Annotated in this window: 22 protein-coding genes, 11 tRNA genes, 2 rRNA genes and 1 pseudogene (1 of these 36 cut by a window edge); 2 read left to right on the forward strand and 34 right to left on the reverse strand. The window is 45.2% G+C overall.

Annotated features, from left to right (window positions below; translation table 11 throughout):
• The 15 genes from M5V91_RS20910 to M5V91_RS20980 form a co-directional block, all read right to left on the reverse strand.
• A 23S ribosomal RNA gene (locus M5V91_RS20910) occupies window positions 1-2,906 on the reverse strand (it extends 28 nt beyond the left edge of the window).
• On the reverse strand, window positions 2,901-3,032 hold the full coding sequence (locus M5V91_RS20915) for a hypothetical protein (protein WP_258760818.1): 132 nt from the start codon (window positions 3,030-3,032) through the stop codon (window positions 2,901-2,903). Before M5V91_RS20915 ends, M5V91_RS20910 begins: the two co-directional genes overlap by 6 nt.
• 181 nt (window positions 3,033-3,213) lie before the next feature.
• Window positions 3,214-4,763 (reverse strand): 16S ribosomal RNA (locus M5V91_RS20920).
• The 16S and 23S rRNA genes sit together here with 11 tRNA genes alongside, the layout of an rRNA operon.
• Window positions 4,764-4,861: 98 nt before the next feature.
• Window positions 4,862-4,935 (reverse strand) — tRNA-Gly (locus M5V91_RS20925).
• 23 nt (window positions 4,936-4,958) lie between these two features.
• Window positions 4,959-5,035: transfer RNA gene (locus M5V91_RS20930), tRNA-Pro, on the reverse strand.
• A gap of 5 nt (window positions 5,036-5,040) precedes the next feature.
• Window positions 5,041-5,117 (reverse strand) — tRNA-Arg (locus M5V91_RS20935).
• Between the two features lie 59 nt (window positions 5,118-5,176).
• Window positions 5,177-5,262 (reverse strand) — tRNA-Leu (locus M5V91_RS20940).
• Between the two features lie 59 nt (window positions 5,263-5,321).
• A tRNA-Leu gene (locus tag M5V91_RS20945) sits at window positions 5,322-5,406 on the reverse strand.
• Window positions 5,407-5,421: 15 nt separating this feature from the next.
• Window positions 5,422-5,497 (reverse strand) — tRNA-Lys (locus M5V91_RS20950).
• A gap of 144 nt (window positions 5,498-5,641) precedes the next feature.
• Window positions 5,642-5,716 (reverse strand) — tRNA-Gln (locus M5V91_RS20955).
• Window positions 5,717-5,724: 8 nt separating this feature from the next.
• Window positions 5,725-5,800 (reverse strand) — tRNA-Asp (locus M5V91_RS20960).
• A 30-nt stretch (window positions 5,801-5,830) separates the two neighbouring features.
• Window positions 5,831-5,902, reverse strand: a tRNA-Glu gene (locus M5V91_RS20965).
• 15 nt (window positions 5,903-5,917) lie between these two features.
• Window positions 5,918-6,008 (reverse strand) — tRNA-Ser (locus M5V91_RS20970).
• Window positions 6,009-6,013: 5 nt separating this feature from the next.
• Window positions 6,014-6,088 (reverse strand) — tRNA-Asn (locus M5V91_RS20975).
• Window positions 6,089-6,263: 175 nt separating this feature from the next.
• Window positions 6,264-6,713: a SprT family protein gene (locus M5V91_RS20980; RefSeq protein WP_251175628.1), complete on the reverse strand. Its 450-nt coding sequence runs from the start codon at window positions 6,711-6,713 to the stop codon at window positions 6,264-6,266.
• A gap of 136 nt (window positions 6,714-6,849) precedes the next feature.
• Between M5V91_RS20980 and cmpA the strand changes: the two genes are divergently transcribed.
• Window positions 6,850-6,963 carry a cortex morphogenetic protein CmpA gene (cmpA, locus tag M5V91_RS20985; RefSeq protein WP_009336300.1) on the forward strand — a complete coding sequence of 38 codons (114 nt, stop codon included), beginning with the start codon at window positions 6,850-6,852 and terminating at the stop codon, window positions 6,961-6,963.
• A gap of 156 nt (window positions 6,964-7,119) precedes the next feature.
• On the opposite strand, the gene M5V91_RS20990 is transcribed toward cmpA, so the two are convergent.
• The 14 genes and pseudogenes from M5V91_RS20990 to acpS form a co-directional block, all read right to left on the reverse strand.
• Window positions 7,120-9,303 carry a Tex family protein gene (locus tag M5V91_RS20990; RefSeq protein WP_251175627.1) on the reverse strand — a complete coding sequence of 728 codons (2,184 nt, stop codon included), beginning with the start codon at window positions 9,301-9,303 and terminating at the stop codon, window positions 7,120-7,122.
• A gap of 63 nt (window positions 9,304-9,366) precedes the next feature.
• Entirely contained in the window at window positions 9,367-9,963 is a 597-nt protein-coding gene (locus tag M5V91_RS20995) for a PP2C family serine/threonine-protein phosphatase (RefSeq protein WP_009336302.1), read from the reverse strand.
• Entirely contained in the window at window positions 9,960-10,754 is a 795-nt protein-coding gene (sigB, locus tag M5V91_RS21000) for an RNA polymerase sigma factor SigB (protein ID WP_251175626.1), read from the reverse strand. Before sigB ends, M5V91_RS20995 begins: the two co-directional genes overlap by 4 nt.
• A pseudogene (rsbW, locus tag M5V91_RS21005) lies at window positions 10,732-11,204 on the reverse strand (anti-sigma B factor RsbW). The gene sigB and the pseudogene rsbW overlap by 23 nt, the downstream one beginning before the upstream one ends.
• Entirely contained in the window at window positions 11,201-11,533 is a 333-nt protein-coding gene (locus tag M5V91_RS21010) for an anti-sigma factor antagonist (protein WP_009336305.1), read from the reverse strand. The pseudogene rsbW and the gene M5V91_RS21010 overlap by 4 nt, the downstream one beginning before the upstream one ends.
• Before the next feature lie 60 nt (window positions 11,534-11,593).
• A complete protein-coding gene (locus tag M5V91_RS21015) occupies window positions 11,594-12,604 on the reverse strand; it encodes a PP2C family protein-serine/threonine phosphatase (protein WP_019381250.1) in 1,011 nt (336 codons plus the stop codon).
• 11 nt (window positions 12,605-12,615) lie between these two features.
• Window positions 12,616-13,017, reverse strand: a complete 402-nt coding sequence (locus M5V91_RS21020; RefSeq protein WP_009336308.1) for an anti-sigma regulatory factor — start codon at window positions 13,015-13,017, stop codon at window positions 12,616-12,618.
• Between the two features lie 4 nt (window positions 13,018-13,021).
• Window positions 13,022-13,384, reverse strand: a complete 363-nt coding sequence (locus tag M5V91_RS21025) for an STAS domain-containing protein (RefSeq protein ID WP_009336309.1) — start codon at window positions 13,382-13,384, stop codon at window positions 13,022-13,024.
• Complete coding sequence (rsbRA, locus tag M5V91_RS21030) at window positions 13,381-14,214, reverse strand: RsbT co-antagonist protein RsbRA (protein WP_009336310.1); 834 nt, start codon at window positions 14,212-14,214, stop codon at window positions 13,381-13,383. Before rsbRA ends, M5V91_RS21025 begins: the two co-directional genes overlap by 4 nt.
• A 381-nt stretch (window positions 14,215-14,595) precedes the next feature.
• Window positions 14,596-14,946 carry a type II toxin-antitoxin system endoribonuclease NdoA gene (ndoA, locus tag M5V91_RS21035; protein WP_009336311.1) on the reverse strand — a complete coding sequence of 117 codons (351 nt, stop codon included), beginning with the start codon at window positions 14,944-14,946 and terminating at the stop codon, window positions 14,596-14,598.
• A gap of 4 nt (window positions 14,947-14,950) precedes the next feature.
• The gene (locus tag M5V91_RS21040) at window positions 14,951-15,232 is read right to left on the reverse strand and encodes a CopG family ribbon-helix-helix protein (protein ID WP_026041666.1); all 282 of its coding nucleotides are present in this window, start codon (window positions 15,230-15,232) and stop codon (window positions 14,951-14,953) included.
• Window positions 15,233-15,607: 375 nt separating this feature from the next.
• A complete protein-coding gene (alr, locus tag M5V91_RS21045; protein ID WP_284521489.1) occupies window positions 15,608-16,879 on the reverse strand; it encodes an alanine racemase in 1,272 nt (423 codons plus the stop codon).
• 54 nt (window positions 16,880-16,933) lie between these two features.
• Window positions 16,934-17,947, reverse strand: a complete 1,014-nt coding sequence (locus M5V91_RS21050; RefSeq protein WP_019381248.1) for a LolA family protein — start codon at window positions 17,945-17,947, stop codon at window positions 16,934-16,936.
• Window positions 17,948-18,090: 143 nt separating this feature from the next.
• Window positions 18,091-18,444: a holo-ACP synthase gene (gene acpS, locus M5V91_RS21055; protein ID WP_009336315.1), complete on the reverse strand. Its 354-nt coding sequence runs from the start codon at window positions 18,442-18,444 to the stop codon at window positions 18,091-18,093.
• A 164-nt stretch (window positions 18,445-18,608) separates the two neighbouring features.
• Between acpS and M5V91_RS21060 the strand changes: the two genes are divergently transcribed.
• Window positions 18,609-19,334, forward strand: a complete 726-nt coding sequence (locus M5V91_RS21060; protein ID WP_009336316.1) for a rhomboid family intramembrane serine protease — start codon at window positions 18,609-18,611, stop codon at window positions 19,332-19,334.
• A 287-nt stretch (window positions 19,335-19,621) separates the two neighbouring features.
• On the opposite strand, the gene M5V91_RS21065 is transcribed toward M5V91_RS21060, so the two are convergent.
• The 5 genes from M5V91_RS21065 to M5V91_RS21085 all read right to left on the reverse strand — a co-directional run bounded on the left by M5V91_RS21065 (window position 19,622) and on the right by M5V91_RS21085 (window position 25,513).
• Entirely contained in the window at window positions 19,622-21,091 is a 1,470-nt protein-coding gene (locus M5V91_RS21065; RefSeq protein ID WP_341000276.1) for a PH domain-containing protein, read from the reverse strand.
• The gene (locus tag M5V91_RS21070; RefSeq protein ID WP_019381244.1) at window positions 21,078-21,557 is read right to left on the reverse strand and encodes a PH domain-containing protein; all 480 of its coding nucleotides are present in this window, start codon (window positions 21,555-21,557) and stop codon (window positions 21,078-21,080) included. The genes M5V91_RS21065 and M5V91_RS21070 overlap by 14 nt, the downstream gene beginning before the upstream one ends.
• Before the next feature lie 171 nt (window positions 21,558-21,728).
• A complete protein-coding gene (gene uvsE, locus M5V91_RS21075) occupies window positions 21,729-22,691 on the reverse strand; it encodes a UV DNA damage repair endonuclease UvsE (RefSeq protein WP_009336319.1) in 963 nt (320 codons plus the stop codon).
• Between the two features lie 141 nt (window positions 22,692-22,832).
• Window positions 22,833-24,311, reverse strand: coding sequence for a degradosome RNA helicase CshA (gene cshA / locus M5V91_RS21080; protein ID WP_019381243.1), 1,479 nt, complete (start codon window positions 24,309-24,311; stop codon window positions 22,833-22,835).
• A gap of 506 nt (window positions 24,312-24,817) precedes the next feature.
• Window positions 24,818-25,513: an alpha/beta hydrolase gene (locus M5V91_RS21085; RefSeq protein ID WP_009336321.1), complete on the reverse strand. Its 696-nt coding sequence runs from the start codon at window positions 25,511-25,513 to the stop codon at window positions 24,818-24,820.
• Window positions 25,514-25,593 lie beyond the last annotated feature (80 nt).

Below are 25,593 nucleotides of genomic sequence, written 5' to 3' on the forward strand. Positions count from 1 at the left end.
AGTCAGCTCCACATGTCGCCACGCTTCCACCTCTGACCTATCAACCTGATCATCTTTCAGGGATCTTACTAGCTTGACGCTATGGGAAATCTCATCTCGAGGGGGCTTCATGCTTAGATGCTTTCAGCACTTATCCCTTCCGCACATAGCTACCCAGCGATGCCTTTGGCAAGACAACTGGTACACCAGCGGTGCGTCCATCCCGGTCCTCTCGTACTAAGGACAGCTCCTCTCAAATTTCCTGCGCCCACGACGGATAGGGACCGAACTGTCTCACGACGTTCTGAACCCAGCTCGCGTACCGCTTTAATGGGCGAACAGCCCAACCCTTGGGACCGACTACAGCCCCAGGATGCGATGAGCCGACATCGAGGTGCCAAACCTCCCCGTCGATGTGGACTCTTGGGGGAGATAAGCCTGTTATCCCCGGGGTAGCTTTTATCCGTTGAGCGATGGCCCTTCCATGCGGAACCACCGGATCACTAAGCCCGACTTTCGTCCCTGCTCGACTTGTAGGTCTCGCAGTCAAGCTCCCTTGTGCCTTTACACTCTGCGAATGATTTCCAACCATTCTGAGGGAACCTTTGGGCGCCTCCGTTACTTTTTAGGAGGCGACCGCCCCAGTCAAACTGCCCACCTGACACTGTCTCCCGCCCCGATAAGGGGCGCGGGTTAGAATTTCAATACAGCCAGGGTAGTATCCCACCGACGCCTCCACCGAAGCTGGCGCTCCGGCTTCTCAGGCTCCTACCTATCCTGTACAAGCTGTACCAAAATTCAATATCAGGCTACAGTAAAGCTCCACGGGGTCTTTCCGTCCTGTCGCGGGTAACCTGCATCTTCACAGGTACTATAATTTCACCGAGTCTCTCGTTGAGACAGTGCCCAGATCGTTACGCCTTTCGTGCGGGTCGGAACTTACCCGACAAGGAATTTCGCTACCTTAGGACCGTTATAGTTACGGCCGCCGTTTACTGGGGCTTCGATTCAAAGCTTCGCTTGCGCTAACCTCTCCTCTTAACCTTCCAGCACCGGGCAGGCGTCAGCCCCTATACTTCGCCTTGCGGCTTCGCAGAGACCTGTGTTTTTGCTAAACAGTCGCCTGGGCCTATTCACTGCGGCTCATCAGGGCTATTCACCCTAATGAGCACCCCTTCTCCCGAAGTTACGGGGTCATTTTGCCGAGTTCCTTAACGAGAGTTCTCTCGCTCACCTTAGGATTCTCTCCTCGCCTACCTGTGTCGGTTTGCGGTACGGGCACCTTTTCCCTCGCTAGAGGCTTTTCTTGGCAGTGTGGAATCAGGAACTTCGGTACTAAATTTCCCTCGCCGTCACAGCTCAGCCTGTGTGGTAACGGGATTTGCCTCGTTACCGGCCTAACTGCTTGGACGCGCTAATCCAGCAGCGCGCTTACCCTATCCTCCTGCGTCCCCCCATTGCTCAAACGGTAAAGAGGTGGTACAGGAATATCAACCTGTTGTCCATCGCCTACGCTTTTCAGCCTCGGCTTAGGTCCCGACTAACCCTGAGCGGACGAGCCTTCCTCAGGAAACCTTAGGCATTCGGTGGATGGGATTCTCACCCATCTTTCGCTACTCATACCGGCATTCTCACTTCTAAGCGCTCCACCAGTCCTTGCGGTCTGGCTTCAACGCCCTTAGAACGCTCTCCTACCACTGACATCGGAAGATGTCAATCCACAGCTTCGGTGATACGTTTAGCCCCGGTACATTTTCGGCGCGGAGTCACTCGACCAGTGAGCTATTACGCACTCTTTAAATGGTGGCTGCTTCTAAGCCAACATCCTGGTTGTCTAAGCAACTCCACATCCTTTTCCACTTAACGTATACTTTGGGACCTTAGCTGGTGGTCTGGGCTGTTTCCCTCTTGACTACGGATCTTATCACTCGCAGTCTGACTCCCATGGATAAGTCTTTGGCATTCGGAGTTTGTCTGAATTCGGTAACCCGATGGGGGCCCCTAGTCCAAACAGTGCTCTACCTCCAAGACTCTTACTACATGAGGCTAGCCCTAAAGCTATTTCGGAGAGAACCAGCTATCTCCAAGTTCGATTGGAATTTCTCCGCTACCCACACCTCATCCCCGCACTTTTCAACGTGCGTGGGTTCGGGCCTCCATCCAGTGTTACCTGGACTTCACCCTGGACATGGGTAGATCACCTGGTTTCGGGTCTACGACCACATACTCATTCGCCCTATTCAGACTCGCTTTCGCTGCGGCTCCGTCTCATCAACTTAACCTCGCATGTAATCGTAACTCGCCGGTTCATTCTACAAAAGGCACGCTATCACCCATTAACGGGCTCTAACTACTTGTAGGCACACGGTTTCAGGATCTCTTTCACTCCCCTTCCGGGGTGCTTTTCACCTTTCCCTCACGGTACTGGTTCACTATCGGTCACTAGGGAGTATTTAGCCTTGGGAGATGGTCCTCCCTGCTTCCGACGGGATTTCTCGTGTCCCGCCGTACTCAGGATCCACTCTGGAGGGAACGAAGTTTCAACTACAGGGCTTTTACCTTCTCTGGCCGGCCTTTCCAGACCTGTTCATTTACCTCGTTCCTTTGTAACTCCGTGTAGAGTGTCCTACAACCCCAAGAGGCAAGCCTCTTGGTTTGGGCTAATCCCGTTTCGCTCGCCGCTACTCAGGGAATCGCATTTGCTTTCTCTTCCTCCGGGTACTTAGATGTTTCAGTTCCCCGGGTCTGCCTTCTATACCCTATGTATTCAGGTAAAGATCCTATCCCATTACGGATAGGGGTTTCCCCATTCGGAAATCTCCGGATCAAAGCTTACTTACAGCTCCCCGAAGCATATCGGTGTTAGTACCGTCCTTCATCGGCTCCTAGTGCCAAGGCATTCACCGTGCGCCCTTTCTAACTTAACCTACTTCGGCCAATGATAAGCGGCGAATCTCTGCGTCAGCTCCGTCACTGTGCTCCTCACGTACTCTCGTACGCTCCGGTGCTCGTTCGGTCGCTTCCTTGATCTTCTTGCTTCTCATTGCCCTCATGGTTTGTGCTCTTACTTCGTTTTAAAACAAAAATAAGAGAAAAAAACTAAGATGGCGATTACTCGGTTATTGCTTCTTCATTAACGTTATCTAGTTTTCAAAGAACGAATCTTTCATTGAGAGATTGAACTCTCAAAACTGAACGAACAAAACACGTCGCGTTTCATGTAAATATCCTTAGAAAGGAGGTGATCCAGCCGCACCTTCCGATACGGCTACCTTGTTACGACTTCACCCCAATCATCTGTCCCACCTTAGGCGGCTGGCTCCAAAAGGTTACCCCACCGACTTCGGGTGTTACAAACTCTCGTGGTGTGACGGGCGGTGTGTACAAGGCCCGGGAACGTATTCACCGCGGCATGCTGATCCGCGATTACTAGCGATTCCGGCTTCATGCAGGCGAGTTGCAGCCTGCAATCCGAACTGAGAATGGTTTTATGGGATTCGCTTAACCTCGCGGTCTCGCAGCCCTTTGTACCATCCATTGTAGCACGTGTGTAGCCCAGGTCATAAGGGGCATGATGATTTGACGTCATCCCCACCTTCCTCCGGTTTGTCACCGGCAGTCACCTTAGAGTGCCCAACTGAATGCTGGCAACTAAGATCAAGGGTTGCGCTCGTTGCGGGACTTAACCCAACATCTCACGACACGAGCTGACGACAACCATGCACCACCTGTCATCCTGTCCCCCGAAGGGGAACGCCCTATCTCTAGGGTTGTCAGGAGATGTCAAGACCTGGTAAGGTTCTTCGCGTTGCTTCGAATTAAACCACATGCTCCACCGCTTGTGCGGGCCCCCGTCAATTCCTTTGAGTTTCAGCCTTGCGGCCGTACTCCCCAGGCGGAGTGCTTAATGCGTTTGCTGCAGCACTAAAGGGCGGAAACCCTCTAACACTTAGCACTCATCGTTTACGGCGTGGACTACCAGGGTATCTAATCCTGTTTGCTCCCCACGCTTTCGCGCCTCAGCGTCAGTTACAGACCAAAGAGTCGCCTTCGCCACTGGTGTTCCTCCACATCTCTACGCATTTCACCGCTACACGTGGAATTCCACTCTTCTCTTCTGCACTCAAGTTCCCCAGTTTCCAATGACCCTCCCCGGTTGAGCCGGGGGCTTTCACATCAGACTTAAGGAACCGCCTGCGCGCGCTTTACGCCCAATAATTCCGGACAACGCTTGCCACCTACGTATTACCGCGGCTGCTGGCACGTAGTTAGCCGTGGCTTTCTGGTTAGGTACCGTCAAGGTACCGGCAGTTACTCCGGTACTTGTTCTTCCCTAACAACAGAGTTTTACGATCCGAAAACCTTCATCACTCACGCGGCGTTGCTCCGTCAGACTTTCGTCCATTGCGGAAGATTCCCTACTGCTGCCTCCCGTAGGAGTCTGGGCCGTGTCTCAGTCCCAGTGTGGCCGATCACCCTCTCAGGTCGGCTACGCATCGTTGCCTTGGTGAGCCGTTACCTCACCAACTAGCTAATGCGCCGCGGGCCCATCTGTAAGTGATAGCCGAAACCATCTTTCAGCTTTCCCTCATGTGAGGGAAAGAATTATCCGGTATTAGCCCCGGTTTCCCGGAGTTATCCCAGTCTTACAGGCAGGTTGCCCACGTGTTACTCACCCGTCCGCCGCTGACTTCAGGGAGCAAGCTCCCATCTGTCCGCTCGACTTGCATGTATTAGGCACGCCGCCAGCGTTCGTCCTGAGCCAGGATCAAACTCTCCATATAAGAGTTGATTAAGCTCATAAGTTGTCTTTTCAAAAAAGACTAAAGAATTAACGTTGACGTTTTTGTTCGTTCAGTTTTCAAAGATCAATCAGAAAGTTTGGAGCGGGTGAAGGGAATCGAACCCTCATCATCAGCTTGGAAGGCTGAGGTTTTACCACTAAACTACACCCGCATATAAAATTATTGTTTCCCGAATGGTCGGGAAGACAGGATTCGAACCTGCGACCCCTTGGTCCCAAACCAAGTGCTCTACCAAGCTGAGCTACTCCCCGTAATATGGCGCGCCCGAGAGGAGTCGAACCCCTAACCTTTTGATCCGTAGTCAAACGCTCTATCCAATTGAGCTACGGGCGCATCTTTTAAAGCAACTCTTATATTATATCAACCTAGATTTCAAAAGTCAACAACTTTTTTGGTGCGGCCGAGAGGACTTGAACCTCCACGGGGTTGCCCCCACTAGGCCCTCAACCTAGCGCGTCTGCCATTCCGCCACGACCGCTTAATGAAGCGACAAGTAACATCATACCAAAACGTAGCACTTATCTCAATGGTAATTAATGGTGCGGGTGAAGGGAGTCGAACCCCCACGCCTTGCGGCGCCAGATCCTAAGTCTGGTGCGTCTGCCAATTCCGCCACACCCGCAATATGAAATTAAAATGGTGAGCCATGAAGGACTCGAACCTTCGACCCTCTGATTAAAAGTCAGATGCTCTACCGACTGAGCTAATGGCTCATACTTTTATGAGACTTCCTAAAGCCTGTTGTGTGCAGTCAGATGTTCCAAAGCTAAACGCTTTGTCACGGATTGCTATTCGGATGAAGAAATTCACTGATGCTGCAATCTGCTCTACCGACTGAGCTAATGGCTCATCAAAAATGGCTGGGCTAGCAGGATTCGAACCTGCGAGTGACGGAGTCAAAGTCCGGTGCCTTACCGCTTGGCTATAGCCCAATAACAAATGGCGGTCCCGACGGGAATCGAACCCGCGATCTCCTGCGTGACAGGCAGGCATGTTAACCGCTACACCACGGGACCATCCACATAAAACCGTCGGAAACAAAAAAGTGACCCGTACGGGATTCGAACCCGTGTTACCGCCGTGAAAGGGCGGTGTCTTAACCGCTTGACCAACGGGCCATTGTGAGAATTTTCTGGCGGAGAAGGAGGGATTTGAACCCTCGCGCCGCTTACGCGACCTACACCCTTAGCAGGGGCGCCTCTTCAGCCACTTGAGTACTTCCCCAAATATGGCTCCGCAGGCAGGATTCGAACCTGCGACCGTTCGGTTAACAGCCGAATGCTCTACCACTGAGCTACTGCGGAATAATAATGAACTTTATCGATAAAACAGTTAACATCTTATCGACTCTTCATATTATAAGGACGGAGGCTATAAAAGTCAAGCTTGTTTTTAGAAGAATTTATTAGCCGTTTATCCTGTTTTGTCCTGCGACAATTATTAAATATAAAGTGTACTTAATCTAATGTCAATTCTTTTTTAAACTAATTTCCCCTTGCATTTACCGCAAACATATTTCCTCGTATCAACCATTCTTTTTCTTTGATAAGTTTGACCGCATTCCTTACACATATAAACAAGAATCTTAGCAGATCTATTTGTTTTTGGATGATCAGGCAAGGCCGAACAAAATCGAGGTGCTCCCACTTTTTTCATTAGCATTCTGAAATCCTGATCACGATGTTTATATCCTTTTCCTTCTAAATGCAAATGATAATGACAAAGCTCGTGCTTAATAATTCCTTCTAATTCTCCGACCCCAAGCTGCTCATAATACTTTTTGTTTATTTCAACATGATGTGAACTCAGCATATATCTTCCGCCAGTCGACCTGAGGCGTGAATTAAAATAAGCCTGATGGCGAAAGGGCTTGCCGAAGCTTTCTAAGGATATCTTTTCAACAAGTGTCTGAAGCTCCTGGTCATTCATAACAATGTTTTTCCTCTCTTATCGTAAACATGACAACCTATTATAGCATACATTATATATACCTATTATAGCTCTGAACTCGCTTTGCTGCCCTAGGGAGCGATTATCAGATTCCAATACACGGGAGGTAAATCAGATGCCTGTATGGTTTCAAAACCAAATCCAGCGTGCTTTTTATGAAAAGGACCGGTATCAGATCAAGCTGCTGAATCAGTGCTGGTTTTTCTATAGAAAGAAACACTGCTCATAAAATATGGCGAGCCTGAGATATACCAGCTAAAAGCAGCTACAGCCCTTTGAAAACCTCACAAGCATAGGCCAAATCACGCTAGAAATATTGATTTCCGGCGTGATTTGGCTTATGACTCGAAGAACAAGCCATTTAAGCCAGCAAAACAAAGGAATGTTAATTAGTTTGGTCAAGCATAGTTAAGGCGACTCTTCCCTTGTGCTTATCAACAGAGTCAACCCAGACTGTTACTACATCCCCAACGGACACGACATCCAGCGGATGTTTGACAAATTGGCGGCTAAGTTTGGATATATGAACAAGGCCATCCTGTTTGACTCCGATATCAACGAATGCACCAAAGTCGACAACATTTCTCACTGTCCCTTGAAGCTCCATCCCTTCCTGCAGATCCTCAAGTTTCAGGACTTCTTTCTTTAGGAGTGGCTTTGGCAGCTCATCACGCGGATCCCTTTCAGGTCTCATTAAGGCATCAATAATATCTCTCAGTGTAAGTTCACCAATTTCAAGCTCCCGGGCTGTCTGGCTGATATTTATGCCTTTTAGTGCTTCCCTTAATGATTGTGTTCCAAGGTCACTGGATTTAAAGCCGAGATTAGCAAGCAATTTATTTACTACTGCATACGTTTCAGGGTGTATACCAGTCCGGTCCAGAGGTTCTTTCCCATCGATAATCCGCAGGAAGCCTATTGCCTGTTCATAGGTTTTGGCGCCAAGGCGCGGAATCTTTTTCAACTGCTTGCGGTCTGTAAATTTCCCTTCTTCTTCTCGTTTCTTGATTATATTCACAGCAACTGTTTTTGAAAGGCCAGCTACATGCTGCAGCAGCGAAGATGAAGCTGTATTTACATTGACACCCACTTGGTTTACCGCTGTCTCTACAACAAAAGAGAGTGATTCTGACAGCTTTTTCTGAGATACGTCATGCTGATATTGGCCAACCCCCACGGACTTGGGATCAATCTTAACCAATTCTGCAAGAGGATCCTGGAGGCGGCGGGCGATGGATACAGCACTCCTTTCTTCCACCTGAAAATCAGGAAACTCTTCTCTGGCAAGGTCTGAGGCAGAATATACGCTCGCCCCTGCTTCATTGACAATTAGGTAGAATATCTCCTCTTTCATGTCCTTTAAAATGTCAGCGATGAACTGCTCGGTTTCCCTTGAGGCGGTTCCATTGCCGATGGCAACCATTTCTACTTTGTAGGTGTTTAGAATATGAACTACTTTCTCTCGTGCTTGTTTCGTTTTGGAAACAGGAGGATGCGGATATATGACACCGATATCAAGTACTTTTCCAGTTTCATCTACAACTGCAAGCTTGCAGCCAGTTCTGTAGGCAGGGTCTACACCCAGTACTATCTTGCCTTTTAATGGGGGCTGAAGCAGCAGTTTTCTGAGATTTTCAGAAAAAATCATGATCGCCTGTTCTTCTGCTTTTTCAGTTAGTTCATTGCGGATTTCACGTTCAATCGAAGGCATAATCAGACGCTTGTATCCATCCTCAATAGCTTCCTTTACAATTGCCCCTGCAGGGGAGCGTTCATCCTTCACCCACTTTTTATACAAGTACTTTAAGATAAATTCGGTATTTGGCTTAATGTTAATCCTTAAAACTTCTTCTTTTTCACCCCGGTTTAATGCAAGTGTGCGGTGTGGAACAATCTTGCTCACTGGTTCCTCATACTCGTAGTACATTTCATAAACGCCTTTTTCGTCAATCTCTTTATTCTTCACAGAAGACTCAATTGTTCCCTTTTTGGCTGTTTCCATACGGATCCATTTTCTGCTTTCTGCTTCATCTGATACCCATTCTGCGATAATATCTTTCGCTCCGGCAATTGCCTCTTCCGTTGTGGTTACTTCCTTTTCATCTGATAAAAATTCTTTTGCCTTTGCAGCAGGGGGTTCATTAAGGGGGAAGGTGAGAAGCCATTCAGCAAACGGTTCAAGCCCTCTTTCCTTTGCCGCAGTTGCTTTTGTGCGGCGCTTTTGCTTATATGGCCGGTATAAGTCTTCTACCTCCTGTAGCTTCACCGCTTTTTCAATGTTGGATTTTAACTCTTTTGTCAGCTTGCCCTGCTCTTCAATTAAGCGGACTACCTCTTCTTTACGCTGATTGAGATTTTGTATGTATTGCCAGCGCTCCATGATATCCCGAATTTGAACTTCATCCAGTGCACCTGTCTGTTCCTTTCTGTATCGGGCAATGAACGGGACTGTGTTCCCTTCTTCCAATAAGCTGATTGTGTTTTTTACTTGTTTAATGGCTATTGATAATTCTCCAGCGATTAGGTTTAGTACTTGATTTTGTCTATCCAAAGTTTTTTCCAAGATCATTCCTCCATCATAGAGTCTCACTTTTCATTTTATCAAAAAGAAAAACAAAAAGCTTACCCTGTTCTAGAGTAAGCTTCCAAGTATGAAAGTAGCATCATCTGAGGTAGATGGATACTGCTTTTTTATATCTTCCGAGATAAGATCAATAGGGAGAAATGCTTTCAGCAAAGTTTTAACCCCTTGAATATTCAAGCCATCTGAGTATATCAAAAACTTAGATTCCGCTTCATACGTAAACCGCTGGGTATGAAACACCTGCGGCCTTCCTGACAGATATCCAGTTACAGGCAGAGGATATGTGAGTTTCCCAGTAGATGAATAAAGGAAAAACCGAATATTCCCTACACAGCTGTATACAAATTCCCTGGAGGCAAAATGGACTTTAAACAGTGCTACTGCTGCTCCTCTTTTCTGTAAAAGAACATCGTTGCAAAGCTTCATGAGCGTATCTACATCTTTCTCATGATGCTGCTCTACGACAGAAACAACAGCAGAAGAAGCTTCATACGCGAATTCCCCGCTTCCAAGGCCATCTGCCAGCACACATACAAAGTATTCATCAGTTGCGGTGAAGTAATATCCATCACCGCAAAAAGCTTTGCCATCTTTAGCTGTCTGGTGAGCAATCACTTCGATGTTATCTCCAACCAATTTGGTCATGAAAGGCACTCCGAGTTATTTGTTTCAGAGTGGATCGCTTCCTGAAGCTTTTTGATTGCACGGCGCTGAAGTCTCGAGACATGCATCTGGGAAATCCCCAGTTTATCTCCAGCTTCTTTTTGGCTCATATTCTCAAGATATGTGTATTGTATAATTAATTTCTCTCTCTCAGACAGGACATGCAGTACTTTATCAAGAACTAGCATTTGATTTACTTTTTCATAGCCCTCGTCTTCATTTCCGACGATATCCAGCAATGTAACTGTTCCGCCATCAGAATCAGCCTCGATTGAATGGTCAACAGAAAGCGCCTGATAGCTTTTTCCCATTTCCATTGCCTCGAGCACTTCTTCTTCTGATACACCCAGCACATCGGCTATTTCGTCCACTCTTGGAGACCTATGAAGTTCTGTTGTGAGCTCTTCAACGGTCGCTTTAATTTTTGGTCCCAATTCCTTTATGCGGCGCGGAACATGAACACTCCAAGTTTTATCCCTTAAGAAGCGCTTAATTTCGCCGATAATCGTAGGAACTGCAAAGGCCTCAAACGTTTTGCCAAAAGACTCATCATAGCGGCGGATAGCCCCTAATAAGCCGATAATGCCCACCTGGACAATATCCTCATGATAAGATCTTCCCTTTGAGTACTTGCGGGCAATGGCTTCAACTAAATTCTGATATTGGAATACCAGGGTGTTTTGAGCATCTTCATCCTGGTGAAGCTGGTAGGCTTTGATTAAAGCATTTGTTTCTTCTTTGGATTTTTGGTTAGGTTGAGATTGTTTTTGCATCCCTCTCCACCTGCTCTCCCTCTAGGTATTTGGTCATAAAGACCGTAACACCCTCTTTGTGATGAATTCTTACTTCATCCATCAATGTTTCAATCAGGTATAGACCCAAGCCTCCTTCACGCAGGAATTCCACAGAATCAGTCTGGTCGTATGGTCCAATGCCTTGTCTTGCAGATTGGAAGTCAAAACTTTTTCCGCTGTCTGCGACCATTACCTCAAGACGGTCAGTGTATAAACCGAACCCGATGACTACTTCTCCTTGCTCATTCTGCTTGTATGCGTGTTGGACTGCATTGGTGCAAGCTTCACTTGTAGCGATTTTAAGATCTTCAATTTCTTCATATGCAAATCCCATTCTGCTGGCAATCCCCGATAGCGTCAGGCGGATTACCCCAACAAATTCCGGCTTGGCCGGAATTTCACCTCAATATAATCAAATGGCTCGTTCATTGTACTCCACCTTCAATCCCGCTGTTAATATCGATAATATCGGCTAGGCCTGTAATTTCGAAAAGTCTCTTTAAACGGTCTGATAAGCCAACAATCTGGAATTTGCCGTTATTGGCTCGGACATTTTTAAATACACCAACAAATACACCTAAGCCGGTACTATCCATATAAGAGACTTCAGATAGGTTGACCACCATTTCCACGCCTTCTTTTTCTGTTAAAGGAAAAAGCTCTTCGCGGAGTTTAGGTGCTGTATACGCATCAATTTCTCCGCTTACCATTGCTTCAATCAGCATATCATTTTCTTTTACATCTATTGTAATATTCATAACTGACCCACCTCTTTACATGTCAACTGCTTTTTACTAGTTACCCGTTTTTAAAACCCGTTAAACATTTCTTTTTAAAATAATTAAGGTAAAATCGTCCCGCAATTGAAAATGCTGAAGTTTTTCAAGTTCTTTATATACGCTATTAACAATTTCCTGTGCACTTAAATGAATGTATTTCTTGATTAATTCCAGCAATGATTCCTTTTCTATAAACCCTTCTTCTGTACGGCATTCAGTAACCCCATCTGACATTAATATAATCATATCTCCTGGATTTACTCCTTTTTCGTACTGGCGGTATTTAGTTTTTTTATCAATGCCGAGAAGCAGGCCTTTCGCTGTCAGTTCGGTAAATTCACCTGTCTCAGCCACAAAGAAAAGTCCTGGTTCATGTCCGGCAGAACCATAAGAGAACATATGGCTGTTCGTATCATATATTCCATAAAACATAGTAATGAACATTGTTAAATCTACGTTCTGTTCTACGACCCGGTTTAGATTTTCCAGGACCGTTTTAGGGTCATTGCGGTTTTCAGGCAAACTGTCCATGGCATATTTAATCATGGACATACACAAGGCTGCCGGAAGACCTTTACCAATGACATCAGCTATTGCAATGCTGATCGTGCTGTTTTCATCCTGAACAAAGTGGAAATAATCACCGTTCATATGTTTAGCAGGAACACTTATGGCACCGATATCTAAACCTTCAACAGAAGGTACCTGCGTCCCCAGCAGGGTTTGCTGGACGTTCGCAGCTATTTCCATTTCTGTCCTGAGTTCCTGCTGAATATGCTTTAAGTTCTGATGCTCCCGATAAGCAAAACCATAGCCTATCATGACTTCCAGAAGGATATCAAAAGAATGGTGAACATACTCAGGCAAGTCCGGATAAAGTTCACCCATCAGACTTTTATGAACGCTGATAATCTCTTCAGGAGAGATTTTGTGCTCGATCGACTTCCTGCTGAACTTCTGGCCTTGATACAAAGCCTGTTCAGATTGTTCTTTAATATAATTCTCAAGAATATCCCGATACTTTGATTCCATCATTTCTCGGAAATCCATACCGCTTCCCCCTAACGAAGCCACTTAGTTGCTCTTATATCTGTTCCGGTTCCAGGATTGGAGTCAATTAAGAACTCATCCATTAACCGCTTCACACCCGGCAGGCCGGCTCCTAATCCCCCTGATGTCGAGAATCCGTCTTCCATTACTTGGCGTAAATCATTGATTCCAGGGCCGCTGTCTACAGCAACTATACGCAATCCCGCTTTTCCGCCGTCGTATATTTTTTCAATACAGACTTGCCCCTGTCCGGCGTATAAATATATATTCCGGGCAAGTTCACTAATGGCTGTGGTGATTCTAGCCTGGTCAACTGTACCAAAACCAAGCTCTTTAGCAACATTCCGCCCAAGCTGGCGGGCTGCAACGATGTCCCATTCGTTTATGATTTTAACGCAGGATTGGTTTTCCATACAGTTACTCCCCCAATTCCTGTTGTAATTTCTCCAAACCTTTTTCTAGATCTAATGCAGTAAGGACATCATCTAACCCAATACCTAACTCAATAAGCGTAATTGCTACGGCAGGCTGTATCCCGGTTATGACTACTTTTGCACCCATCAGTTTGGACATATTTATTACGTCGCCGAGAACTTTTGCGATGAATGAATCAATAAAGTCAATGGATGTTAAATCAATCACGACTCCATTTGCGCTGGTCTCATGGATTTTATGGAGCAGATCCTCCTGAAACTGCAAAGCAGTCTGGTCATCCAATTCCCACTGGATGGAGACTAATAGGCAATCGTTCAGTTTTAAAATTGGGATTCTCACTCTCATTCCACTCCCTCCACATTCACAATTTTGCGGCTGGTTAACTCAAGCGCCGCTTCTACACCCTTTTTCAAGGTATTCTTTGTAGTAAACTGATTTAAATCAATTCCCAGATTTACAATGGTCTGGGCAATTTCCGGACGGATGCCTACAAGCATGCATTTCGCTCCGACAAGCCTTACAGCATCAGCAGCCTGTATGATATGATGGGCTACCATCGTATCAACAACCGGCACACCTGTTATATCAATAAGCACCACTTCTGAACGGTGTTTTACTACTCCATTTAAAAGGTTCTCCATAATCTGCTTCGCCCGCTCCGTATCAATTGTACCGACAAGAGGCATGACTGTAATTCCTTCGAATACAGGAATCAGCGGCGCAGATAGTTCCTGAAGCGCAATTTTTTGGAGGGACACAGTTCGTTCCCAAGTGGTTGAATACATATTTACCACTTCATTGACCATGGGAGTCATCCAGCTGTCAAACTCGTAAATGAATTTCATTTGATTTTCCTGGGTGACAATCCCCGTTTCCTGCATGTCCTCAAACACAATCTTTCCGAAGGTTTGGAGACCTTTTGTCACAAAACTGAGCGGCCAGCCCAACCGTACGATTTTCTCTGAGAAATCACTCAATTTTGAAGTGAATTCCTCATTTGAACTTTTTATATTTGAAATAATCAGGTCAATGAATTCCCGGCTTGTCCCGATAAATACCTGATCAGATACAACCTTCGTAACTCTTTCATCCGCATTTTCCTTTGTGGCCTCCAGCCACTCATTGAATATGGAATCTTTGTTGTTTTGTATATAATTCAATATTGTGGAATTCATTTGTTCCTCCCTATTTTAGCATATATCTATTATTAGCCTTCCAATTCCCCTTTATTGTACAGAAGATAAAAAAACCTTCCTGTTCCGTATATATCAATTAAATGATAACAGTGAATGCCAGTCAAATGATACCTATATGATGCCGAATCAATAAACTCCAATCTTTGGTTAATTCGACAATTTATTATTAAATCCCTTTTTTCCCTTCACAACTTGGCAGATTTCCATTGAATATCGAAGTGTATGCTTCATAAGAAACGGGTATATTTACAAAACCAGTCAATTTTATATAATAAACGACTTTCTGTTTTACCCTCTTTATAAGAAACTAAACCTTTTTGCTGTATAAAAAACAAAAAACGCCCTTCAAAAGAGCGTTTGTTAAAATTCGATGAGGCCTAAGCTGATTTGCACGGCTTCATCCACTTTTTCCATCATTTCGTCATCGAGATGGGTTATTTTATCGGTTAAGCGTTGTTTATCAATTGTACGAATCTGTTCTAATAAGATGACCGAATCCCTTTCAAAACCATAACGCTTCGCATCAATTTCAACGTGAGTAGGCAGCTTCGCTTTTTGAATCTGAGCTGTGATTGCTGCAACAATTACTGTGGGACTAAACCGATTCCCGATGTCGTTTTGGATGACAAGCACTGGACGGACGCCGCCTTGTTCTGAACCAACAACTGGGGATAGGTCTGCAAAATAAACGTCACCACGTTTGACAATCAAGGGATTATCCTCCGCTTACTAGACGTTCAACTGTGTGTTCTGCCTCGTATTCCGCTTGAAATGCTTCAGATGCAATCGTCAAATTTATTTTCGCCATCTCCATGTAGCCTCGTCTCATGGACTCGCGAATTTGTCTCTTTTTGCGTTCGCGCAAATACATTTTGGTTGCCTGATAAATGAATTCGCTCCGGTTAACGTTTTCCTGTTTTGCAAATCCGTCTAACTCGGTTAAAAGATGCTGCGGTAACTTTACCATTATCTCTGTTGTTGTGCTGGAATCAGACACAAACATACACCTCCACCATCACTACACACCATTTTTATATCTACCATTTTCAATATTACCATTTATAAAGCCCAATGCAAAGGGGATTCTTTAATTCTTCTGTATTATCGTCCAAAAAAATAGTATTTTATGCATGATTTCAGAAAAGCGGAAGCGCCTTGCTCACCCCCGACAAGCACAAGACGGGCCTCACGGAAAGGCGTTCTTTGCCTTTTTGGGAGGAATGGCTTGTGACCTCGAGGGGTAGGCGCTGAAGCTAGACAGTTAACTAACTTCAGAGTTCATCATTCTTATCTTTTCAGAAAGCCGCCGCGCTTATTCCATACCTTTTTCCGGGCGATAGCTTAGCTGGGCAGCAAATAAAGTTTTTTACGATTATAGCAGATAATTAATTCCCCCGATAATTTTACCATCTCTTTTATATATGCGCGGAACCCGGGAAGATACCATGCAGGTTACTTCATAGTTGATGGTTTCAAGTTTTTCGGCGATTTCGTCAACCGGAATCTTTTCTTCCCCCTGCTCGCCGATCAGGGTTACTTTTGTACCGACAGGCATTTCATGCGGAAGCTTAATCATGCATTGATCCATACAAACTCTTCCAACAATTGGAACCCTCAATCCTTCAGCAAGAACCTCCTGCCCCTGAAGTTTTCGTATCCAGCCATCCGCATAGCCGATCGGCAAAGTTGCAATCCATTCATCTTCTTGTGCCTCATAAGTCGCCCCATAGCTGACCTTCTCGCCTTTATGAAGCTTTTTCACATGAACAATAGAGGTATGGAGAGAAAAAGCTTCTTTCAGAGGGAAAGGAAGATCAGACTTAATTTCCATGGAAGGAGCCAGGCCGTACATACTGATCCCCATTCTGACAGCATTGAAGTGGGCTTTGGGAAATCTAAGGCCCGCCGCGCTGTTGCTGGTATGGATATACTTTGGCAAAGTCTCCAGCCAGCTGGTCATTTCCTCAAATCTGCTCAGCTGCTTTTCAAAATAAGCATTCTCCAATGAATCCGCTGTGGCAAAATGCGTGAACACCCCTTCAAGCATAAAACGCTTGTCCTTTTTGATAACGCTCTCAATTCCCGCAAGCTCATCACGGCTTCGAATACCCAGGCGCCCCATGCCTGTATCAAACTTTAAATGGATATTCAGGACTTCTCCGTCTTCCACATATTCGTATGCTTGTGATAGCCACTCCTTTTGAAAAACGGTCAGGGCAATATTCTTTGCAGCTGCTTCGCCTGCATGCTCCGGGCGGCTCGCTCCCATTACTAAGATCGGCGCTGCAATCTTTTTATTTCTCAATGCCATCGCCTCATCCAGGGTGGCAACAGCCAGAGAGGATGCTCCCGCATCCAGGGCCGCTTCCGCCACAGCTGCATCTCCATGCCCATACCCATTTGCCTTCACAACCGCAATGACGTTTGTCCCTTCTTCTGCATGTTTTTTCATTGACTCTACATTATATGAAATATGATCCAGATTTATCTCTGCCCAAGTGTCCCGGTACATTTTTGTTTGTTCATTCATCGATGTATTCACGTCCTTTAGCCATTGCTTCTCTACATGTCGATTATCAAACTCTGGCAGAGGGTTTGTCAAATGCTTATTTTTATCAAAAGGCTTTGAAAGATGATTTCCCATGCCGGCAGCATAAAAAAAACAGGCCCCCTTTGAGACCTGCTTTTTGCCGGTGATTTATTTCACCATTTCCCCCTGTACAGTGCGGGCAATTTCGGACATTTCTTCAGGTGATAAATCATTGGATGCAATCATATAATCCACACCCTGGTAGGTCCAGGAAATGGTGTTGTCAGAAAGTGCACCAATGGTGAAGCCAAGGTCAACAGGCTCGCCCTTCACTGAAGTAACGACGGATGATGTCGGCATGACAGCGGCCTTTTCCTGCACAAGAGTGAAGGATTTTTCTCCATCGTACGTCAATACAACGCGCTTGCCATCTTCTGTTTGAACTTCCTGCTCATCAACCAGCTTTACATCAGCCATATCCATCTGCGGATATTTAACCGCGAATTCCTGATCCTCCACTTCAGCCATCACCGGCACTTCGAGCTGTGCTCCTGTCATGTTCTTCTGCATGTCAAAATCTTTCTTATCGAAGCTGGCATTAAACTTTACATTTGAAAATTCTACTGTTACAAGTGCATTTTTATCAGGATCCATAACCTTCACACTGACTGGGGATAAATCGGACTTCTTGAGCTTGATTTCCTGGACAGGAAGCATCTGATTATTTTGATAGCGTGTTTTTGTTTCAAACACATAATGATCTTTTGTAGCGGAGAACTTAGCTTCTTTATCCTCCATAATGTCCTTGACTAATGATTCATATAAATAAGCCTGGCTGCTGTTCTGCGGCCAATCGCTCTGGAAACGGAAGCTCTTGTTCAGCGCAGGAGTGAGGACAAATACACCGTCATCGTTGCGCAGAATCATTTGGCTTTGTTCCTTTTGGGCGTTTTTCAGGTTCACCCGGTAAAAGTCAGGCTCCTTATGCCATACTTCAATATCGTAGGTTTGCGGGTCAGTCCCCATCTGCAGAGTCATCTTGGCCTCTGCCTTGTATCCTTTAATGTCTTCAAGCTTATTGTTAAGATCCTTTACGACGTCTTCCTGTGATTTAGTTCCACAGGCAGACAATGCAAGAACTACCAAAAGCCCGGCAAGCAGCATGAACCACTTTTTCTTCATTCCTTCAGCCCCTTTGTCTCATTTCAGTGAGATCGGCCCAACTTCCGGCCTGTCTCTCCTATCGCATTATGAATATATGAGACAACCTTAGGGAATATGCTAGGAGGAATGACAAGCTTTGAAATTCTTCAGCCTGCCAAATATCAAGTTTTTTCTATAACCACCTGAGCCACCGCATATTCTCTGCTATGGGAAATCGACAAGTGTATCCCATCTTTAAATGGCTTCGAAATATATGGCTTTCCCTTTTCATCCTTTTCAATTTCAATATCCTGAAAGGAAAGTTCTTCCCCAATACCAGTGCCCCACGCCTTTGAAAAGGCTTCTTTTGCCGCGAACCTCCCGGCAAGAAATTCAGCCTGTCTCTTTTCCGGCAAGCGGCGATAGCCATCCTGCTCTTTTGGTGTCAAAATCCGTTCAGGAAACCGCTCCTGCCTGGCAATAATTTTTCGTATGCGCTCCAGATCTGCAATATCAATCCCAATACCGGAAATCATCTCTCATCTTCCTTCTATTTATATTATTCGCTGCATAAAGAATACAGTAGAAGCAGTATTATGTACACATTATCCAATGAATAAGTGTTATGGCATGCTGAAAAACTGCTTTTCAGGCTATGATGTAGATACACGGTCCAACAATTCAAGCACGGAGGAGAGCCATGTTTACAAGAACGGAAAGCTTTAAGGAATTTATCCGCTACTACCCTGTTGTTTCTGCTATCATTTGTATCCATATTATCATCTATCTATTAACAGTCGTTCCCCTATTTCCAAATACACTTATTTTCGAAAAGCTTGCAGGTGTCAATTTATATATTGTTCAAGGTGAATACTGGCGGCTGCTGAGCCCAATCATACTGCACAGCGGTTTCCCCCATGTTTTATTCAACAGCTTTTCTCTTGTTCTCTTCGGCCCTGTACTGGAACGAATGCTCGGGAAAACCAGATTCATCCTCCTTTACATCACAGCTGGTGCAGCAGCAAATATTGCAACACTGCTTCTTGAACCTTTGACATATATTCATGTGGGTGCCAGTGGTGCGATCTTTGGCCTGTTCGGATACTTTGCGGCAATCATTGTATTCCGAAAAGAACTTTTATCCAGGGAAAACTCACAAATCATACTGACCATTACGATAATCGGCGTAATCATGACCTTTCTGCAGCCAAACATTAATGTTACAGCCCATTTATTCGGCCTGCTTGCAGGTTTCCTGATTGGTGCGGCATCACTTGCCAAAGGACGTACATCTTCTTCATCCGGCATAATACGGCCCGGAGGTCTTGCCGGCATCAGGCCTTCATTAAAAGGGGTGCCCGCATCAAGGCTTGTTCTCTGGGGAATCATTATCATTTTGGCTGTCCTGGGGTTTTTATCCAGATAATCCTAGTCCAAAAGCTGGAGCGCCTTGATCAGATGAACTCCGTCTAAAAACCGCCACGTCCTGGCATACGCTGAAGCCAGCACATCCTGTGCAAGTCCGGCAGGCATAAGACGAATTATGCAGGAAACCTTCCAAAGCAAGCTTTTGTCGGGCGATACATCTCTGCCGAAGCGTTTCTGATTTCTGTTGGCTTATGACCCGAGGGGCTAGGAGCTGGATGCAGACAGCCTTTCCACAGAGTTTCACACTGATCCATTTTATAGTTTCCTATACAACAAAAAAAGCGCTCATAGGCGCTTTTCCTTTTTCAAATAACTTCTGTTTAATCCAGTATAAGAATACCACTTATAAATAGCATACACTTCTCCACGGTCAAGATCAGGAACCGTTCCGCCTGTCCCCCCAATCCCTGACATGGCCACAGCTTCTATGGTAGCCAGACTGCGCCTTTTCTGAAAATAACTTTCGCTCATGGTGAGGGACTGTATTCGATTTCTTTTCATAAAGACAGTCGTCCTTACAATCCCGCGATATCTGAGAGCAAGCTGCTGAGAACTGATATCCCAGCCTGCATCCCTGTATTTGAGATACGACCATCCCAAAGAAAGGATCAGCAGCACTAAAGAAAAGTATCCCCATGGCCTGAAAAAGAGGAGCGGCACAGCCACAAAAGGCAGTGCCCACAGAAACCCTCTCCATAAATAGCGGTTAAGCGCCCTTTTTGGAGATTTAAAAAATCCGGGCTGCAGTTCATAGTGGGACAAGTGGGGCTTTAATAAACCGGCAATCCGTGTTTTTTTCACAATCGGCAGGATCATAAGGCGCGCGCTTTCATTGTCCTCAATGGAACCTCCTGCACTTTCAATATAGACAGTCGCCAGGCCAAGTGGCTGCCTAAGCAGATTTTCCCTGATCTGAATTGCCTGAATGCGATTCAGCGGAATCGTCATCTGCCTCTTTTCCAGCAGACCTCTTGTGACAATCAACTCCTTATCAGTCTTTATTAAAGTAAAATCGGCATATTTTAGCATACCGCCAATAAGAGCAATAAGCCATGCAATAAAAAAGACGATGAAGACCAGGATACTCACAAATACAATTCCGTTGGCAATAAATCCTTCGAGGCCGGCAAACACCTTTTCATACGGAAGGATCTCTTCAAATTGAAAAACAAAGGCAAAGACAGCCGAAATAACGACACCTGCCCCACCTGAAGTTGATGCCAGAAGGAGCAGCTCGCCAGGAGAAATTTTATAAATCACTTCCCGGTTCTGTAAAGCTGTTTCCATTTCGGAAGGATTCTTTTTAGCAGCTGAAAATGCCTGCTGAATGAATTCTGCATCTTTTTTAGAAATAGCCGTCAATACCGCTTCTGCCTCACCAGCTCCGCTTGAACCGGCTGTCTCCACTTTCATCTTTACAAGGCCAAATGGCCTTTGCAGCAAACCTTCCGATAAGTCTAGACTTTGAATTCTTTCAAGCGGAATATATCTCTTCTTCCTTATCAGAACACCATACTCGATTCGAAGCTCGCCTTCTTCCAGTCTATAAGTATATCTCCACCAGGTAAGGATCCCTATCATAAAAACCGCAATTATGACCCCTAAAGACAGGACAAGCTGAACAATTTCACCATTTCCTCCTCTGCTTCCAAAGACGACAAAAACAAGAAAGGGCACCAGCATTTCCTTTAGGTGTTTCAGGAAATTGGCTACCGCTGATATTGGGTGCAGCCGTTTCGGATTAGACATCATCATCTGCAGCCCTTGCCAGCAAGGAAATGAAAAAGCGCAATTCCTCCGCTTCATCCACATCCAAGGCCGGTATTTCATGAACAGTTGCAGCCGTCGAGATGGTGACAGTAGCAAGACGATATTTACGCAATATCGGCCCTTGCTTGGTATCCACATGCTGCACCCGAATCATGGGAACAAGGGTCCTTTTAATCACAAATATCCCATGTTTGAGTTCTATTTCATTTTCCCGGACCTCATACCTCCATCTTTTCCACCTTAAGGAGGGGAAAATCATAATGACTAGGTAAGCATAAGCTGAATAAAACATTAAGGAAGCCCCAATAACCCAAATAGGCCACTTAAACAGGAAAGCAGCAGCAATTGCTCCCCCTGATAACACAAAAGGAAAAACAGAGTGGATTGTGCCGGAGATTCTCCATGCAAGCAGCCCCCTTGCCGGTATCCTTTTATGCGGCTCTGTAATCATGCAGTACCCCCGCAATTCCATAAAATTAATAGTCATTCAAAAACGCCCAGAGTCAGTTCCTCGCTAAGAACCTCATCAGCACATTTCTTTGGATCAGCTCTTTCACTTCTATAAGTATACATGACAGAAAAAAGAAGTGTCTCCCTTTTATGAAAAAAGCGGGGGTACTACTTATATTTCAAAGCTGGATGAATCAATAAAAGTCAGATCGGGGTTCGTTCTTAAATCTTCAGAAAGCTTAAATAGTGCGCTATCCTTCATTTTCGCTTCGATCATGCAATGAATCTCAGGCACTGACCCCTTAATGTTCTGAAGAAACTCCATGAACATATCAGCATTAATATAATCGGCATGCGCTCTGAAATCTTTGTCTGATTTCGGACTGGAAATATGCATTTTCACAGGCAATTCTGAATGATCCCATGTCGCTGCGACCCTTTCCCATTGCTCCGTCCAGTTATCATTCTCAAAATTGGCAAGGTGATGGTGGTAATCAAATACAAGCGGAATCCCAAGCTTTTCACAAAGATAAAGCGTATCATCAAGGGTAAAGGTGGTATCGTCATTCTCGAGGATAATCATTTGCTGGATTCCTGAAGGTGTAAAGCCCCAATTATGGATAAATTGTTCGAGAGCCTTCTCTTTATCATCATATCCTCCGCCCACATGCAGAACACAGCGGTGAGCTGGATTCAGCCTCATGCCTTTCAGCAGGGCTTCATGCATTGCCAGTGTTTTAATGGACATATTCAATGTATCAACTTTCGGTGTATTAAGGAGCACAAAATGGTCTGGATGAAAATCCACCCGCATAGGGTGTCCATCCAGAAAGTCACCAATTTTGGATAGAGCTTCTTTAAGAGAGTGCATATACTTCCAATCAGAAAGTTCCTCATGATTGGCAAGAGGAATCAGCCGGGAGCTAAAGCGAAAAAAATGGATATCATGGGCCACATTGTGCTTTAGCAGCCTTAGGCAGTTTTCGAGATTTGATACGGCAATCCGCTCCAGTCTTGCTATAGCCGCCTCGCGGTCTTTAATGGCCGAGAATTGCTTAAACGTCATCGTTTGCGATGGTGACGCGTTTTTCAGATTCATACTCATCGCGACATACCCAAGGCGTACAATCGTCATGTCGATTCCTCCCGCATTGTTTTTCCCTTAGTATGTACGGCTGCCGCTGAGAAATTGCAGATGGATGGCCCTTATAATAGTGGGAGCAAATTAAAAAGAAAAGGAGAGCAGAATCTCTGCTCTCCTTTTTAAAGTAACCGTTTAACGATAGCTGCTGCTGCTATTTGAACGGTTATTGTGGCTTTGACGTTTTCCAGTGTGGCCTTGACGGGATTTATATGATCCTTTCTGGCCTCCTTGTCTGCCTTTTCCGTTATAGCCTCCGCGGCTGCGGTCATTCGGCTTTCTGTCGCGCTTAGATGGAAGCGGCTTTTCCTCTGTTAATTTAACAGGAGTTGTATCCGGTTCTTTTGTCAGCATCTTCAGCACGGCTTGAACCACTGTTGAAGCATCCTTTTGTGCAAGGAGCTCATCAGCTGCTTCTTTATAGCTCTCAAGATTGTTTTCCTCAATGGTTTGCATGATTTTTTCCATGACTGCTTTCTGCTGGCCTTCAAGGGCCTCATCCAGTGTTGGAGCATCCATGCGTTCCATTTTCCTCTTGGTTGTACGTTCTACGACATGCAGATACGATTTTTCGCGCGGATTAATGAATGTCATCGCAACACCTGTTTTTCCAGCACGTCCTGTACGGCCGATGCGGTGAACATAGCTTTCAGGATCCTGAGGAATATCAAAATTGTATACATGTGTGACACCGGAAATATCCAAGCCTCGTGCAGCAACATCTGTTGCAACGAGGACGTCAATGCTTCCCTCTTTGAACTTGCGAAGAACAGAAATCCTTTTAGCCTGGCTTAAGTCACCGTGGATTCCTTCAGCCATGTATCCGCGAAGATTCAAGGCTTCAGCCAGTTCATCGACACGGCGCTTTGTACGTCCGAATACGATTGCCAATTCCGGTGATTGAATATCCAGAAGTCTTGTCAGCACATCAAATTTATTCTTTTCATGCACTTCAATATAGTATTGTTCAATAGATGATACAGTCATTTCCTTTGCTTTTACGCGGACAATTTGGGGTTCCTTCATGAAGCGTTCTGCCATTCTGCGGATTGGCGCAGGCATTGTAGCAGAGAAAAGCAGGGTCTGGCGCTCTTCCGGAATTTGGGCAAGGATTGCTTCAATATCATCAATGAATCCCATGTTAAGCATTTCATCCGCTTCGTCAAGAATGGCTGTATGGACATGGTCAAGACGCATTGTTTTGCGGTTTATGTGGTCCAAAATACGTCCTGGCGTTCCAACAATGATATGCGGTTTGTTCTTCAAGGCGCGGATTTGGCGATTAATATCCTGCCCTCCATAAATGGATAGGACTTTCGTTCTTTTGCCGTAGCCGATTTTATACAGTTCTTCCGATACCTGAATTGCCAGCTCGCGAGTCGGAGCAATCACAATTCCCTGAATGAAATCCTTCGTGTTGTCGATTTTATCAATCATCGGGATTCCGAATGCAGCAGTTTTTCCTGTTCCTGTCTGCGCCTGACCGATCAGGTCTTTATTCTCTAAACTTAACGGAATGGTCTGGGCCTGAATAGGAGTCGCTTCTTCAAATCCCATTCGCTTCAGTGATTTCATTGTCGCCGGGCTGATGCCCAAGTCTTGAAACTTTGTCAATGTATTCATTCTCCTTCTAATCATAGAAAAATTTTGTCCCTGCAAACCTGCAGGCAGGAATTCTCCTGAAAATTGGCCTATGAGTCACTCTTCCGGACGATTATAAGAAAAGTTAGGGCACCCCGTAAGGAGCCTTTTAACCGGCAGTACCCGGTCTCTAGATGCTTTAACTTCTTATTTTTATAAAAAGTGCGGTTATGTTTCGTTAAGAAGAGTCCCACTCACTATGAAACCCGCTTGAGGAAAGGATGAGGGTAAATTCTATCCAAATTGTTCACGGACAATCAGGTCTCTAAAAATGAGTTCTAACAACGAGAAAGCACTCATCTATTTATGGCCATACTGAAGTATGACGTTCTCCGCAATACCTCTGTATTTAATGAAAAAAGACATTCTCCTGCTGGAGCATGTCCGGGTTCTCAAAAGAAGTTCCTGTTGGCACTTTGGTGTTTATATTACCATTTTCAAGTAAGCATTGCAAACTTGAAGGCTGGCTGAAAACCTTATCATTCCGGCTTTTTTTGAAGAAAACCAAGGATCTCCTGAAAGAGGCGTTCCCCTTCTCCGCAATGGCAGATAAGATGTTTGGAGTCCTTTATAAAAATTAATTTTTTGGCCGATGAACTTATATTATTGTATAAATATCTGGCACTTCGCGGAGGCACCACTCCATCACTTTCACCTTGCGCAATCAATGTCGGCACAGTGATCTGATTTAAGATAGGTTTGATAGAGGCCACAAGCCTGCGGAATTGAAGAGTTGCCGTAATCGGTGTCGCACTTATTTTCCGCTTATATCTGACGAACATCTCATTGTCGGCCAGGTTTCCCTTGAAGGCATCCCTTGCCATCTCTTTAATATCGAAGAAAAGCTGTTTTGGATTTACGTAATAAGCAGCTGCACTGAGCAGAACCAGCTTATCCACAGGGTAATGCACTGTTAAGTAGCTGGCGATCAGGCCGCCCATCGAAAAGCCGATTACATACACTTTCTCACAGCGGCTTATCAGCCTTTTCAGCTCTTCCTCTGCATGCTCAATCCATTTGTTATAGGCAATTCCTTTCAGCTTAAGTTCATCGCCATGACCCGGCAATGTCGGCACGGAAATCTCCCAGTCTGTATGTTCTTTCAAATATTCTGCCAAAGGCTCTACTTCAAATGGAGCTCCTGTAAAACCATGTATGCACATGCAGCCAATCATCCTCGAGTCACCGCCATTTTTTATAATCTAAGTCAATTCTATTTTACACTTTTTCCTTTTTGCCATACTAATCAAACCTG

This window comes from Cytobacillus pseudoceanisediminis, from assembly GCF_023516215.1.
In the GTDB taxonomy this organism is placed as follows: domain Bacteria; phylum Bacillota; class Bacilli; order Bacillales; family Cytobacillaceae; genus Cytobacillus; species Cytobacillus pseudoceanisediminis.